Origin of the sequence: Sphingomonas adhaesiva (assembly GCF_036946125.1) — a bacterium.
Classification (GTDB): Bacteria; Pseudomonadota; Alphaproteobacteria; order Sphingomonadales; family Sphingomonadaceae; genus Sphingomonas; species Sphingomonas adhaesiva_A.
The window spans coordinates 2373430-2386372 of record NZ_JAQIJT010000002.1 but is presented as its reverse complement, the minus strand read 5'-3'; the positions used below and the strand labels follow the sequence as shown (position 1 = coordinate 2386372).

General features: G+C 69.9%; 12 protein-coding genes. 3 read left to right on the top strand and 9 right to left on the bottom strand.

Annotated elements, in window-relative coordinates:
* Positions 1-26 precede the first annotated feature (26 nt).
* Positions 27-605 (bottom strand): nitroreductase family protein, encoded by a 579-nt coding sequence (locus PGN23_RS17455; protein ID WP_335304361.1) that lies wholly within the window; start codon positions 603-605, stop codon positions 27-29.
* Positions 606-705: 100 nt separating this feature from the next.
* On the opposite strand from PGN23_RS17455, the gene PGN23_RS17450 reads away from it, so the two are divergent.
* A complete protein-coding gene (locus PGN23_RS17450) occupies positions 706-2316 on the top strand; it encodes a peptide MFS transporter (RefSeq protein WP_443019802.1) in 1611 nt (536 codons plus the stop codon).
* 17 nt (positions 2317-2333) lie between these two features.
* A complete protein-coding gene (locus tag PGN23_RS17445) occupies positions 2334-3008 on the top strand; it encodes an NnrU family protein (RefSeq protein WP_335304360.1) in 675 nt (224 codons plus the stop codon).
* 126 nt (positions 3009-3134) lie between these two features.
* On the opposite strand, the gene PGN23_RS17440 is transcribed toward PGN23_RS17445, so the two are convergent.
* A complete protein-coding gene (locus PGN23_RS17440; protein WP_335304358.1) occupies positions 3135-4187 on the bottom strand; it encodes an NAD(P)H-dependent flavin oxidoreductase in 1053 nt (350 codons plus the stop codon).
* Between the two features lie 354 nt (positions 4188-4541).
* Positions 4542-5657, bottom strand: a complete 1116-nt coding sequence (ald, locus tag PGN23_RS17435; RefSeq protein WP_335304356.1) for an alanine dehydrogenase — start codon at positions 5655-5657, stop codon at positions 4542-4544.
* A gap of 119 nt (positions 5658-5776) precedes the next feature.
* On the opposite strand from ald, the gene PGN23_RS17430 reads away from it, so the two are divergent.
* A complete protein-coding gene (locus PGN23_RS17430) occupies positions 5777-6244 on the top strand; it encodes an Lrp/AsnC family transcriptional regulator (RefSeq protein WP_335304355.1) in 468 nt (155 codons plus the stop codon).
* A gap of 164 nt (positions 6245-6408) precedes the next feature.
* Here the strand turns inward: PGN23_RS17430 and dld are convergent, their stop codons facing one another.
* The 6 genes from dld to PGN23_RS17400 form a co-directional block, all read right to left on the bottom strand.
* On the bottom strand, positions 6409-8046 hold the full coding sequence (gene dld, locus PGN23_RS17425; RefSeq protein WP_335304353.1) for a D-lactate dehydrogenase: 1638 nt from the start codon (positions 8044-8046) through the stop codon (positions 6409-6411).
* Between the two features lie 8 nt (positions 8047-8054).
* The gene (locus PGN23_RS17420) at positions 8055-8414 is read right to left on the bottom strand and encodes a Rieske (2Fe-2S) protein (RefSeq protein WP_335304351.1); all 360 of its coding nucleotides are present in this window, start codon (positions 8412-8414) and stop codon (positions 8055-8057) included.
* 120 nt (positions 8415-8534) lie between these two features.
* Complete coding sequence (gene maiA, locus PGN23_RS17415; protein ID WP_335304349.1) at positions 8535-9164, bottom strand: maleylacetoacetate isomerase; 630 nt, start codon at positions 9162-9164, stop codon at positions 8535-8537.
* On the bottom strand, positions 9161-10444 hold the full coding sequence (hmgA, locus tag PGN23_RS17410; RefSeq protein WP_335304347.1) for a homogentisate 1,2-dioxygenase: 1284 nt from the start codon (positions 10442-10444) through the stop codon (positions 9161-9163). The genes maiA and hmgA overlap by 4 nt, the downstream gene beginning before the upstream one ends.
* Before the next feature lie 350 nt (positions 10445-10794).
* On the bottom strand, positions 10795-11865 hold the full coding sequence (hppD, locus tag PGN23_RS17405) for a 4-hydroxyphenylpyruvate dioxygenase (protein WP_335304345.1): 1071 nt from the start codon (positions 11863-11865) through the stop codon (positions 10795-10797).
* Between the two features lie 94 nt (positions 11866-11959).
* Positions 11960-12853 carry a LysR family transcriptional regulator gene (locus PGN23_RS17400; RefSeq protein WP_335304344.1) on the bottom strand — a complete coding sequence of 298 codons (894 nt, stop codon included), beginning with the start codon at positions 12851-12853 and terminating at the stop codon, positions 11960-11962.
* Positions 12854-12943 lie beyond the last annotated feature (90 nt).

The following is a 12943-nucleotide window of genomic DNA, read 5'->3' as shown; positions in this document are numbered from 1 at the left end:
CCCGGCTCAAGGCCGGGGTGACGTTTCTACCCCGCCCACTCGCTCCACAGCGTCGCCTCGTCGGGGCGCGGGCGTTCTTCCAGCGCGCGCGCAGGCGTGCCGATGAACATGAACCCCGCGATCCGCTCCGGGGCCGCACCGAAGGCGTCGCGGACGCGATCGGAGAACGCCGGCCAGCCGGTGAGCCAGCCGCCGGCGAAACCGTGCGCATGGACCGCGTGGAGCAGGTTCATGCAGGCCGCGCCCGCCGACAGCTCCTGCTCCCACATCGGAATATGGCTGCCGGTGCGCGGGGAGAACAGCGCCACGACCAGTGCGGGCGCCTGGCGCGCGAACTGCTCCATCGCGTCCAGCTCGGCACGTTTGGCCTCGGGGCGTTCGGCGCGATAGGCGTCGACCAGCAGCGCGGCGAGCGCATCGCGACGATCGTCGGGGACGATCACGAAGCGCCACGGCGCGAGCTTGCCATGGTCCGGAGTGCGCCCGGCGAGCCGGATCATCTCGATCAATCGCGCCCGATCGGGGGCGGGGGCGACCAGGTCGCGCGGCTTGCCCGAGCGGCGCGAGGCGAGCAGCGAGAGTGGGGAGGAGGTATCGTTGAACATCGCGTCTCAGATAGAGGCCCGCGCGGCGTATTTACAGCGCCGGCTTTGCCGCTAGTCTCCGCCGCAACCATTTTCGCCTCGATGTAGGAGCGTTCTTCCCTTGCCCATCATTCCGACGATCGCGCTCGGCTTCCTGGTGCTGCTGCTGGGTGGCGGCATCGCCGCCGCGGTGCGCCCGGGCGACGAGTTCGCGGGTCATCCCAAAGGCCTGTATGTCCTGTTCTTCGTCGAGATGTGGGAGCGCTTCTCCTATTACGGCATGCGCGCGCTGCTCATTTTCTACCTGACCAAGCACTGGCTGTTCGACGACGGCAAATCCAACCTGATCTACGGTGCCTATACCGCGCTGACCTATGTCACCCCGCTGCTGGGCGGCTATCTGGCGGACCGCTACCTGGGGCAGCGCAAGGCGGTGACGTACGGCGCGGTGCTGCTGACGATCGGCCATGCGCTGATGGCGGTGGAGGGCGACGGCGGTCAGGCATCGGGCGCGATCAACGTGTTCTGGCTGGCGCTGGCGTTCATCATCGTCGGCGTCGGCTTTCTGAAGGCCAACGTGTCGGTGATCGTGGGGCAGCTGTACCCGCTGACCGACGTGCGCCGCGACGGCGCCTATACGATCTTCTACATCGGCATCAACACGGGCGCGGCGATCGGGACGATCCTGGCCGGCTGGCTGGGCGAAACCTATGGCTGGGCGTACGGCTTCGGCGCGGCGGGGGTCGGCATGCTGCTGGGCCTCATCGTCTTCGTCCTGGGGCGTCCGCTGCTGATGGGCCGCGGCGAGCCGCCCGCGATGCTGGCGCGCGGGCGCGAGTGGAGCATCTACGGTATCGGCGTCGCGTCGGTCGCGGTGATCTGGGCGCTGATCCAGTATCAGGACGTGATGGAGACGCTGCTGATCGTGTGCGGCGTCGGGCTGCTGGGCTATGTGCTGTTCGCCAGCCTGAAGCTGGAGCCGCACGCGCGCGACCGGATGCTGGCGATCCTGTTCCTGATCGCGCTGAACCCGGTGTTCTGGGGACTGTTCGAGCAGGCGGGCGGATCGCTGAACCTCTATACCGACCGTTTCGTCGACCGCGGCGGGGTGCCGGCGTCGCTGTTCCAGTCGATCAACCCGATCTACATCGTCCTGCTGGGGCCGCTGTTCGCGGGGCTGTGGGTGTTCCTGGGCAAGCGCGGCTGGGAGCCGTCCGCGCCCGCCAAGTTCGGGCTGGCGCTGGCGCAGATCGCGCTCAGCTTCCTGCTGTTCGTCTGGGGCGCGCGGATGATGGGGCCGGGCGTGGCGACGCCCGTCTTCCTCGTCTTCATGATCTACTTCTTCCAGACCAGCGGCGAGCTGTGCCTGTCGCCGGTGGGGCTGTCGGCGATGAACCGGCTGGCGCCGCAGCATCTCGCCAGCCTCATCATGGGGGCATGGTTCTACATGACCGCGGTCGGCAATTTCGTCGCCGGCAAGATCGGCGAGGCGACCGGGGGCGGCGAGGGCGGCACGATGACGCAGGAGGGAACGCTCGCGATCTACAACACCGTCGGCTGGTGGGCGATGGGGATCGCGGTGGCGGTGCTGGTGGTCAGCCCGCTGATCCGGCGGCTGATGCACCTCGACACGCTGCGCGACAGCCCCGACCATGCGATGGCGGGCGAGCGCGAACTGGCCGAGCCGGCCGCCGCCGGCATCGACACCGCCACGGAGACGCGGCGCCCGTAGCGGGAAAGGGGGATGCCATGGAGGAAGTAGCGCTTGCGGCCACCGCGTTCGTGGGGACGCACTTCCTCCTGTCGCATCCCCTGCGAGGCGCGCTGGTGAGGCGCGTGGGGGAGCGCGGGTTCCTGGGGCTCTATTCGCTGGTCGCGGCGGTGACGCTGGGGTGGCTGGTCGTCGCCTATCGCGCCGCGCCGCCGGGGCGCGCGCTGTGGCCGGTCGGCGACGGGCTGTGGGCGGTGGCGACCGTCGTGATGCTGGTCGCGAGCGTGCTGTTCATGGGGTCGCTGGTGCGCAACCCGGCGTTGCCCGATCCGACCGGGCGGGCGAGGCCGGTGCCCGAGCCGCGTGGCGTGTTCGCGATCACGCGGCACCCGATGATGTGGGGCTTCGCGCTATGGGGCGCGGCCCACATCCTGGTCTATCCCGAGCCGTCGAACGTGGTGCTGGCGGGTGCGATCGTCGTGCTGGCGCTGGTGGGCGCGGCGGCGCAGGACCGCAAGAAGGCGCGGCTGGAGCCCGGTTTCTGGCCGGAGTGGGAGCGGCGGACGAGCTTCGTGCCGTTCGCGCGCGGGGTGCGCCTGCGCGGCCTCGGCGGGCATGCGCTGGGGGGCGGATTGGTGGTGTGGCTGGTCGCGACCTGGGCGCATCTGCCGCTGGCAGGATGGGCCGCGGGGGTGTGGCGGTGGGTGTTGTAGGTAGCTGAAGAGCCCCTCCCCTTCAGGGGAGGGGTTTGGGGTGGGGCGAGCCTCGCCGAGACCGGCGCCTGTGACAGCCCCACCCCAACCCCTCCCCTGAAGGGGAGGGGCTTTCTAAGGGCCGACTTACCCCGCCTTCTTCTCCAGCGCGTGCGCGGCCTCCGCCATCAGCGTGGCGATGATGTCCGCGATCGGCTCTTCCTTCGTCACCATGCCGACCGACTGGCCCGCCATGACGCTGCCATGCTCGACATCGCCGTCGATCACCGCGCGGCGCAGCGCGCCGGCCCAGTAATGTTCGATCTGCAACTGCGCCTCCGCCATCGCGACGCTGCCCTCGTCGAGCGACTGCGCGACCTCGCGCTGCTTGGCCGTGAAGAGCTCGCCGCCGGCGTTCTTGAGCGCGCGGACGGGAATGACGGGGAGGCGCGGGTCGATCTGGACGCTCGCTACCGCGTCGCGCGCGCTGGCGCGGATGAACGCCTTCTTGAAATTGGGGTGCGCGATCGACTCGGTCGCGCAGACGAAGCGGGTGCCGAGCTGGACGCCGGCCGCGCCCATGTCGAGATAGCCCGCGATCGCCTCGCCGCGGCCGATCCCGCCCGCGACGAAGACGGGCACGTCATCGGCGATGACGGGCAGCATCTCCTGCGCCAGAACGCTGGTGGAGACGGGGCCGATGTGGCCGCCGGCCTCCATCCCCTCGATCACCAGCGCGTCGACACCGGAGCGGATCAGCTTCTTCGCCAGCGCCAGCGTCGGTGCGAAGCAGACGACCTTGGCGCCCGACGCCTTGATCGCCTCCAGCGAGCCCTTGGGCGGCAGCCCGCCGGCGAGGACGACGTGGCCGACCTCATGGCGCGCGCAGACCGCGATCAGCTCGTCGAGCTGCGGATGCATGGTGATGAGATTGACGCCGAAGGCTCGCGCGGTGAGCGCCCTGGTCGCGGCGATCTCGGCATCCAGCAGCGCGGGCGTCATCGCGCCGCACGCGATCACGCCGAACCCGCCGGCGTTGGACATGGCGGCGACCAGGTTGCGCTCCGACACCCAGGACATGGCGCCGGCCATGATCGCGACGTCGGCGCCCAGGAAGCGCGCGCCGCGCTCCATGCGGCGGGCCAGGCGCGCGGCGCCGCTGGTGTCGGTGGGGGAGGAGGCGATGAGCGTGTCGGTCATCGCGACTGACTATGCGGGTCGAATCGTTTCGGCAATATCCGTCACCCCGGACCCGATCGAGACCTCTGCGAAACGGGCGCAACAGCACCGGGCGCACGCCGTGCTCCTGCGCAGGCAGGAGCCCAGGGCCCAGCCCATCAGCGCCTTATGGGACTTGCAACCCTGGGCTCCTGCCTGCGCAGGAGCACGGTGTAGCCTTTTGCAAAGGCCCCGGCCTTCGCCGGGGAACGGCGAAATTGTCAAACGATCCGCGACCTTCACAGAGGTTTCGCCCGAGCCGGGGTCCCGCTTTCTTCGCGACGTGGGAAGAAGAAGCGGGACCCCGGGTCAGGCCCGGGGTGACGAGGGCGCGGCTTACGCCAGCGCGGTGTCCAGTGTGGCGCTGGGCAGGCCCAGTTCCTCGGCGACCGCGGGGTAGGTGATCTTGCCGTCCCACACGTTCAGCCCGGCGGCGAGGTGCGGGTCCCGGCGCAGCGCGTCCCTCCAGCCCAGGTCGGCGATGCGCAGCGCGTGGGGCAGCGTCACGTTGTTGAGCGCATAGGTGCTGGTGCGCGCGACCGCGCCCGGCATGTTGGCGACGCAATAATGGACCACGTCGTCGACGACATAGGTCGGCTCGGCATGGGTGGTCGGGCGGCTCGTCTCGAAACAGCCGCCCTGGTCGATCGCGACATCGACCAGCACCGCGCCGCGCTGCATCGTCTTGAGCATCGCCGCCGATACCAGCTTCGGCGCGGCGGCGCCCGCCACCAGCACCGCACCGATGACCAGATCGGCCTCCGCGACGCATTCCGCGACATTGGCGGCATTGGCGAAGCGGGTCTTGGCGCGCGCCTCGAAATGCATCGCCAGACGCTCCAGCACCTCGGGACTGCGGTCGAGGATGGTGACGTCCGCGCCCAGCCCGGCCGCCATCTGCGCCGCGTTGAAACCGACGACGCCGCCGCCCAGGATCGCGACCTTGCCCGGACGCACGCCGGGCACGCCGCCCAGCAGCACGCCGCGCCCGCCGTTCGCCTTCTCCAGCGCGGTGGCGCCCGCCTGGATCGACATGCGGCCCGCGACCTGGCTCATCGGCTTCAGCAGCGGCAGCGCGCCCGAACGGTCGGTGACCGTCTCATAGGCGATGCAGGTCGCGCCCGACGCGATCAGGTCCTTCGCCTGCTCGGGATCGGGCGCGAGGTGCAGGTAGGTGAACAGGATCTGCCCGGGGCGCAGCATCGCGCGCTCGACCGGCTGCGGCTCCTTGACCTTCACGATCATCTCGGCGGCGTCGAAGACGGCCTTGGCGTCGGGCAGGAGCGTCGCGCCCGCCGCGGCATAATCCTCGTCGCTGGAGCCGATGCCGACGCCCGCGCCGCTTTCGACCAGCACCTCGTGACCGTGCGCGACCAGCTCGCGCGCGCTCTCCGGCGTCAGGCCGACGCGATATTCGTGCGTCTTGATCTCGCGTACCGTGCCTACGATCATGCCTAATTGCTCCTGCCCCTGTGGTGGCGCGGATATAGCCGCGTCCGCGTGGCGAAAGTGCGCAAAGATGCGCGGCGCATGGCTTGAAGTGGGTGATCGACCCGCTATCAGGTCAATCGATGGGAAATTCGTTCGACCGGGCCGATGCTGCGCTGCTGGCGCTGCTGCAACGCGACTCCAGCCGGTCGATCGCGGAGCTGGCGGCGGATGCGGGGCTGTCCGCGTCGAGCTGCCAGCGACGGATCAAGGCGCTGGAGGCGGCGGGGGTGATCGAGGGCTATCATGCGCGGCTCGATCCCGTGCGGATCGGACTGGACCTCCAGGCGCTGGTCGAGATTTCGCTGACCAGCCAGAACCGCGACGTGCTGGAGCGGTTCGAGGCGGCGGTAATGCGCTATGACGAGATACTGGAATGCGACCTGATGGCGGGGCACGCGGACTATGTGCTGCGCGTCGCGGCGCGCGACCTGAAGCATTTCGACGACATCCACCGCAACTGCCTGTCGCAGCTGCCCGAGGTGGCGGCGATGCGGACGTATTTCGCGATCCGGCCGATCAAGCGCTGGAGCGGGTATCCGGTGCGGTGAACCTCGAGAGTCTGATCCACGCGGCTTGAACCGGCCACAACCGCCTCCCCGGCGAAGGCCGGGGTCCAGTTGTCCAGCGCTGGTGATCGAGCGCTCGCTTCCTCACCGAAGCCTTCCCAACTGGGCCCCGGCCTTCGCCGGGGAAGTGCTTCAGTTTTGATGGATCACCCTCTGCGCCAACCCTTCGTGCGTGGGGTGTGGCCGATGCCGGGGTTGAACGCGTTGCACGGGTCGAGCGCGCGGTAATGGTCCGCCAGCGCGGGCTTGGCGGCATAGAGGTGGCCGACATTGTGCTCGGCCGGATATTCCGCGCCGCAGGCGTCGAGCGCGGCGTGGATCGTGTGTTCGACCGCGGCGGCATCCGCATCGGCGTGGACGACATAATCGTGGTGGAAGACGTGGCAGAAGAAATGGCCGTAGCGCAGCGCGTGGCGAACCGCGGGCGCGGCGTCGCCGGTCAGGTCGCGCGACCAGTCGGCGTCGTTGCGCCGCAGCGCGAAGTCGAGCGCGACGACCTCGCCGCCATGGACCGCGCGGTAGCGGACCGCGGCGCCGGCCACGGCGAAGCGGTGGAGGAAGGCGGCCTGCGCCTCATGCGCGGTACATTCGACATGCGCGTCCGGCATGTGCGCCGCGAGCCAGGCGCGGGTGGGGGCGATGCCGTCGTCGGCGACCTTCAGGATCAGATGATGCGCGAAACGGTCGCGATACGCGCGCATCCGCGGCGGGAGGTGGTCGGGCAGGCGATCGGCGAGGCGCTGGAGCAGGCGATCGCCGAGATGCGGGCGGCGCGTGACGCGGTCGAACCAGCCGCGTAACGCGAACAGCGCGGGCAGGCGCGCGGTGCCGAGCGTGCGGATCGCGAGGAACGTGTCCTTGCCGTAGCTGTCGGCGATGTCGAACGCGGTGCGATGGACATATTCGCCCGAGATCGGAAGCGGCATGTCGGGGGCGAGCATCGCGCGGCGCAGCGCGGTGAACTCGGCAGGGTCGTTGGTGCCGATGTAGAAGGTCGCGGTCTCGCGATCGCGTGGGAAGGTATCGAGACGGACCGCGAAGAGCATGACCTTGCCCGCGCTGCCCGATGCCTCGAACAGGCGCGCGGGATCGGCGTTGAAGCGCGCGGGCGTGTCGGCGTCGGTGGCGCGGACGTGCGCGGCGTAACGGTCGTCGGAGGCGCGCGCATCGGTAGGGGCGGGGGCGAACCCGCCGCGCTCGGCACGGGTCAGGATCGATTCCGGATCGTCGCCGAGCGGGATGCCGAGGTGGTTGACCAGCGTCAGGCGGCCGTCCGCGGTCACCTGCGCATAGAGTGCCAGTTCGGTATAGGCGGGGCCGCGGCGGACCAGCGCGCCGCCCGAATTGTTGCACACGCCGCCGATGACCGACGCGCCGATGCACGACGATCCGATGACGGAGTGCGGCTCGCGTCCCAGCGGCGCGAGCAGCTGCTCCAGCCGGTCGAGCGTGGCGCCGGGCAGGCACACCACCTGCCGCCCGCCGTCGATCGGATGGATGCCGGCGATCCGCGTCACGCTCATGAGCACGACCGGGCGGTCGTAGGCGCCGTCCGGCGTCGAGCCGCCGGTCAGGCCGGTGTTGGCGGCCTGCGCGATGACGATGACGTCGGCGGCGACGCAGGCGGCGAGCGCGCGCCATTGCTCCACCAGCGTGCCGGGGCGCACCACCGCCAGCACCTCGCCCGCGCCGTAGCGATAGCCGGTGGCGAAGCGCCGGGTGCGCGCGCCGGTCAGGACATGACGGCGCCCGACGATGCCGCGCAGCTGGGCGAGGAGGTCCATGCGCGCGGCTATACGCCCGTCGTCAGCATCCCGTCGACCACCGCGACCGGCCACGGCGTCAGCCGCTGCCCCGCGCAGGGCCCGCCGACGCACGCGCCGTCCTCGATACGGAACAGCGCGGAATGCCAGCTGCACGCGATGACGGACGCATCGGGGCTGAGATATTCGTCGAGCTTCTGCGCCAGCGGCAGCCCCATGTGCGGGCAGCGGTCGACATAGCCGAACACCGCGTCGCCGCGGCGCACGACGAAGCCGTGGAAGCGCCCGGCGCGCATCTGGAGCACGAAATTGCGTGCGGTGTTGTCGGGGATGAGGTCGAGCGGGCCGAGTTTGACGCCGGCGGGGGTGGTGGTGAGGCGGTCGGTCATGTGCGCACCGTCATGCCGGGCTCGTCCCGGCATCCAGGGTTCCGCGTCATCAGCGGGCGTGAGGCGCGCGGAACCCTGAACCCCGGAACAAGTCCGGGGTGACGGTGGGGTAGTTGGCGATCACGCATCCGCATCGGGCTGTACCGCGGGGTGCGCGGCGGCGAAGGCGGGGAGCGCGCGGGCGTTTTCCGCCGCCGCCCGCAAGGCGGGATAGGGGGTGAGGTCGACCGCGAAACGCTCCGCGCCATAGACCTGCGGCACCAGATGGCAGTCGGCCAGCGTCGGTGCGTCGCCGAACGCGAAGCCGCGCCCGTGGCGCGCGATCAGCACCTCCAGCGCGGTGAAGCCGTCCGCGATCCAGCGCGCGATCCAGCGCTGCACGATCGCCTCGTCCGCGGACAGGTCGGTGCGCAGCGCGTTCAGCACGCGCAGGTTGTTGACCGGGTGGATGTCGCACGCGACGATCGCCGCCATCGCGCGGACGACGGCGCGGTCGGCAGCGCGGGAGGGCAGCAGCGGCGGCTCGGGAAACGTCTCCTCGACCCATTCGAGGATCGCGGGGCTTTGCGTCAGCACGCCGTCGTGGGTTTCCAGCGCGGGTACCAGCGGCTGTGGGTTGAGGCCGCCCAGCGCGCGCTGCTCGCCGCGGCGCAGGTCGTGGGTGGCCTGGTCGTAGGCGACGCCCTTCAGCGCGAGCGCGATGCGGACGCGGTACGCCGCGCTGGAGCGCCAATAGCCGTGCAGGATCACGGCAACTGCGCCTTGGCGAAGCCCGACCAGACGTCGTCATAGTCGAGCTGCATGGCCGGCGTCTCCATCGCCCAGCGGGTCGGGCGGACGACGTGGCGGGTTTCGAACATGAAGGCCATCGTGTCGGCGATCTTCACCGGCCGAAGCTCGGCGGTCGAGGCCTTTTCGTGCGTCGCCTGGTCGGGGCCGTGACCGTTCATCTGATTGTGGAGCGACGCGCCGCCGGGGGCGAAGCCGCCGCCTTCCTTGGCATCATAGGCGCCGGTGATGAGCCCCATGAACTCGCTCATCACGTTGCGGTGGAACCAGGGCGGGCGGAACGTGTCCTCCGCCACCATCCAGCGCGGCGGGAAGATCACGAAATCGCAATTGGCGGTGCCCGGCGTGTCGCTGGGCGAGGTGAGCACCGTGAAGATCGACGGGTCGGGATGATCGAAACTGACGGTGTTGACGGTGTTGAACCGCGTCAGATCGTAGCGGCACGGGGCGAGATTGCCGTGCCAGGCGACGACGTCGAACGGCGAATGGTCGAGCCGCGTCGACCAGAGCGCGCCCTGAAACTTCTGGATGACGGTGAAGGGGGCGTCGACATCCTCGAACCAGGCCGCCGGCGTCTCGAAATCGCGCGGATTGGCGAGGCCGTTGGCGCCGATCGGGCCGAGGTCGGGGAGGCGGAACAGGCTCCCGTAATTCTCGCAGACATAGCCGCGCGCCGCACCGTCGGGCAGCCGGACGCGGAAGCGCACCCCGCGCGGGATCAGCGCGATCTGGAGCGGGGCGACGTCCATCCGTCCCAGTTCCGTATCGATCGCGAGCCGGCCCTGCTGCGGCACGATCAGCAGCTCGCCATCGGCGGAGAAGAAGGCGCGCTCCATGTCGGCGGTCGCGGCGTAGAGGTGGATGCCGACCCCGGTCTGCTCCGCGACGCTGCCGGTCCCGCCGTAGCTGACCAGGCCGTCGACCCAGTCGGTCGGCGTGGCGGGGAGCGCAAGCGGGTCCCAGCGCAGCCGGTTGGGGCTGGGGGGCAGCTCGTCGAACGGAGCGGATTTCAGGTGCGGCGCCCCGTCGTAGCGGACGAACGGCGGATGCTGCGCGGTGGGGCGCAGGCGGTAGAGCCAGCTGCGCCGGTTTTCGTGCCGCGGCGCGGTGAAGGCGGTGCCGGAGAGCTGTTCGGCATAGAGGCCGAAGGGCGCGCGCTGGGGAGAGTTGCGACCGATCGGGAGCGCGTTCGCGACGGCTTCGGTCGCGACGTGGTTGGCGAAGCCGGGGTGGTAGGTCATCGGTGTCTCCTCTCCGTCTCGCTATCTTACGTCATCCCCGCGGAGGCGGGGATCCAGAAGCGCTGGGCGTCGATGGGTTCGTGGCGGCAACGTATCTGGATTCGCGCCTTCGCGGGAATGACGGGGTGGGTGGCATCTGCGTCACCCCGGACTTGATCCGGGGTCCCGCTTCTTCTCGCGCCGGTGGAAAAGAAGCGGGACCCCGGGTCAAGCCCCGGGGTGACGTGTGGGCCGCGGTCCCGCTCATCCACCCGCCGGCCCGTCGGACCCGGCGAAGCCGGGCCCTGTGGGCCGGCCTTGCCGTGCCGGCCGGGCGCGGGCCGCGCCTGCGCGCGGCGTGAGGTCGACGCTTATGCGTCGACCGTCACCACGCCGCGCCGGATCTGGTCCAGCTCGATGCTTTCGTACAGCGCCTGGAAATTGCCGTTGCCGAAGCCCTCGTTGCCCTTGCGCTGGATGATCTCGAAGAAGATCGGCCCGAACATGTTCTCGGTGAAGATCTGGAGCAGGATGCCCTCCTCCTCCACGTTGCCGTCGATCAGGATGCGGTTCCGGCGCAGCCGCTCCAGATCCTCGCCATGGCCCGGGACGCGCTTGTCGACCAGCTCGTAATAGGTCTCGATCGTATCCTGCAACCGGACGCCGCGCGCGCGCAGCTTCTCCACCGTCTCGTAGATGTCGTCGGTAGTAAGCGCGAGGTGCTGGATGCCCTCGCCGTTATACTCGCGGATGAATTCCTCGATCTGGCTCTTGTCGTCCTGGCTTTCGTTGAGCGGGATGCGGATCGCGCGGTCGGGGGCGATCATCGCCTGGCTGAACAGACCCGTGGCCTTGCCCTTGATGTCGAAATACTTCTGCTCCTCGAAGCCGAAGATCTGGCCGTAGAATTCCGCCCAGACGCGCATCTGGCCGCGGTTGACGTTGTGGGTCAGGTGGTCGAGCAGGTCGAGCCCGACGTTGTTCGCGGCCTCCGCCTCGGCCGCGCCCTCCACCTGATCCCAATCGTCGTAGATCGTGCCGGCGGCGCCATGGCGATCGACCAGATACAGCAGCGAGCCGCCGATCCCCTGGAGGACATAGGCGCCGTCGCCCAGCGCGCTCTGCGCCGGGTCCGCCGCCTTGGCGCCACGGGCGAGCGCCGCCTCGTAGGCGGCGCGCGCGTCCTGCACGCGGAAGGCCATGCCGTTGGCGGACGGGCCGTGCGCGGCGCGGAATTCCGCCGCCTGCCCCGCGGTCATGCGGTTCAGCAGGAGGTTGATGCGTCCCTGCTTGTAGCGGACGACGTCGCGGGTCGGATGGCGCGAGGCGGCGACGAAGCCGAACTGCTCCAGCTGTGCGGCCATGCGATCGGGATCGGGCGAGGTGAATTCGCAGAACTCGAATCCGTCGAGGCCCATCGGGTTGACGTCCATATGGTCCATGAAGCGCGCCTTCGTCGAAGATGGTAACAGATGAGACGAATGTGGCGCGGGAGGGAGGTGGTGTCAATGGATACTATCATGGCGGCGATCAGGGCTATGGCTGTTCCCACGCCTCCGGGTCGATCGTCTCGGTCAGGAAGGCGACGAACGCGGTCACCGCCGGGGGGATCGCGGCGGCGCGCGGGTGGACGGCCCAGATGGCGAGGTCGTCCGGCCCCTCCCAGTCCGGCAGCACGCGCACCAGCGTGCCGTTCGACAGCGCCTCGCCGACATCCCACAGCGAGCGCAGCGCGATGCCGACGCCGGTCAGCGCCAGCTCGCGGACGACTTCGCTGGAATTGGTGCGGACGTGGCTGATACCGTCGACCGCGCGGCGTTGACCGTCCGGGCCGACCAGTCGCCACGGCCATTGCCCGTCCGCGGCGAGCAGGCGGTGGGCGGGCAGCGCGGCGGGTGTGGCCGGCGTTCCCGACTGCGTCAGGTAGCGGGGGCTGGCACACAGGATACGGCGGTTGCGCCCCAGCCGGTGCGCGGCGAGGCTGGTGGGGACGTCGGCGGCGATGCGGATCGCGACGTCGATCCGCTGCGCGATCAGATCGACATAGGCGTCGCTCAGGTCGAGCTCGACGGTGATGCGGGGATGCGCCGCGAGGAAGGCGTGGAGGTGCGGGGTGAGGTGGAGCCGCCCGAACGAGGTCGGGGCGGACACGCGCAGCCGCCCGGCCGGATGCGCGCTGGTGCCCATGACGCGGTGTTCCGCCTCGCGCAGCGATTGCAGGATGACGGCGAGGTCGGCGTGGAACGCCTCGCCCGCGTCCGTCAGCGACAGGCGGCGGGTGGTGCGGTGGACCAGCCGCACGCCCAGCCGCGCCTCCAGCCGCGCCAGCCGCTTCGACACCATCGCGGGGGAGATGGCGAGCGCGCGCGCCGCCGCGCTGAGGCTGCCGGCCTCCACCACCTGCGCGAACAGCGCGTAATCGGGGTTCATTCGTTCCTCTGGGGAAAAGGTGTTTGGCGATCTTCGCTGCTACCGAAGTGAATTCGAGGCGTCTAGGTTTGCGCCGATTCGTCATTGCAA

Coding starts and splice junctions, on each gene's coding strand:
- ald (WP_335304356.1), bottom strand. CDS start 5,657: ATGATCGTAGGCACGGTACGCGAGATCAAGACGCACGAATATCGCGTC.
- hppD (WP_335304345.1), bottom strand. CDS start 11,865: ATGGACCATATGGACGTCAACCCGATGGGCCTCGACGGATTCGAGTTC.
- dld (WP_335304353.1), bottom strand. CDS start 8,046: ATGGACCTCCTCGCCCAGCTGCGCGGCATCGTCGGGCGCCGTCATGTC.
- PGN23_RS17455 (WP_335304361.1), bottom strand. CDS start 605: ATGTTCAACGATACCTCCTCCCCACTCTCGCTGCTCGCCTCGCGCCGC.
- PGN23_RS17420 (WP_335304351.1), bottom strand. CDS start 8,414: ATGACCGACCGCCTCACCACCACCCCCGCCGGCGTCAAACTCGGCCCG.
- PGN23_RS17440 (WP_335304358.1), bottom strand. CDS start 4,187: ATGACCGACACGCTCATCGCCTCCTCCCCCACCGACACCAGCGGCGCC.
- PGN23_RS17430 (WP_335304355.1), top strand. CDS start 5,777: ATGGGAAATTCGTTCGACCGGGCCGATGCTGCGCTGCTGGCGCTGCTG.
- PGN23_RS17400 (WP_335304344.1), bottom strand. CDS start 12,853: ATGAACCCCGATTACGCGCTGTTCGCGCAGGTGGTGGAGGCCGGCAGC.
- PGN23_RS17445 (WP_335304360.1), top strand. CDS start 2,334: ATGGAGGAAGTAGCGCTTGCGGCCACCGCGTTCGTGGGGACGCACTTC.
- hmgA (WP_335304347.1), bottom strand. CDS start 10,444: ATGACCTACCACCCCGGCTTCGCCAACCACGTCGCGACCGAAGCCGTC.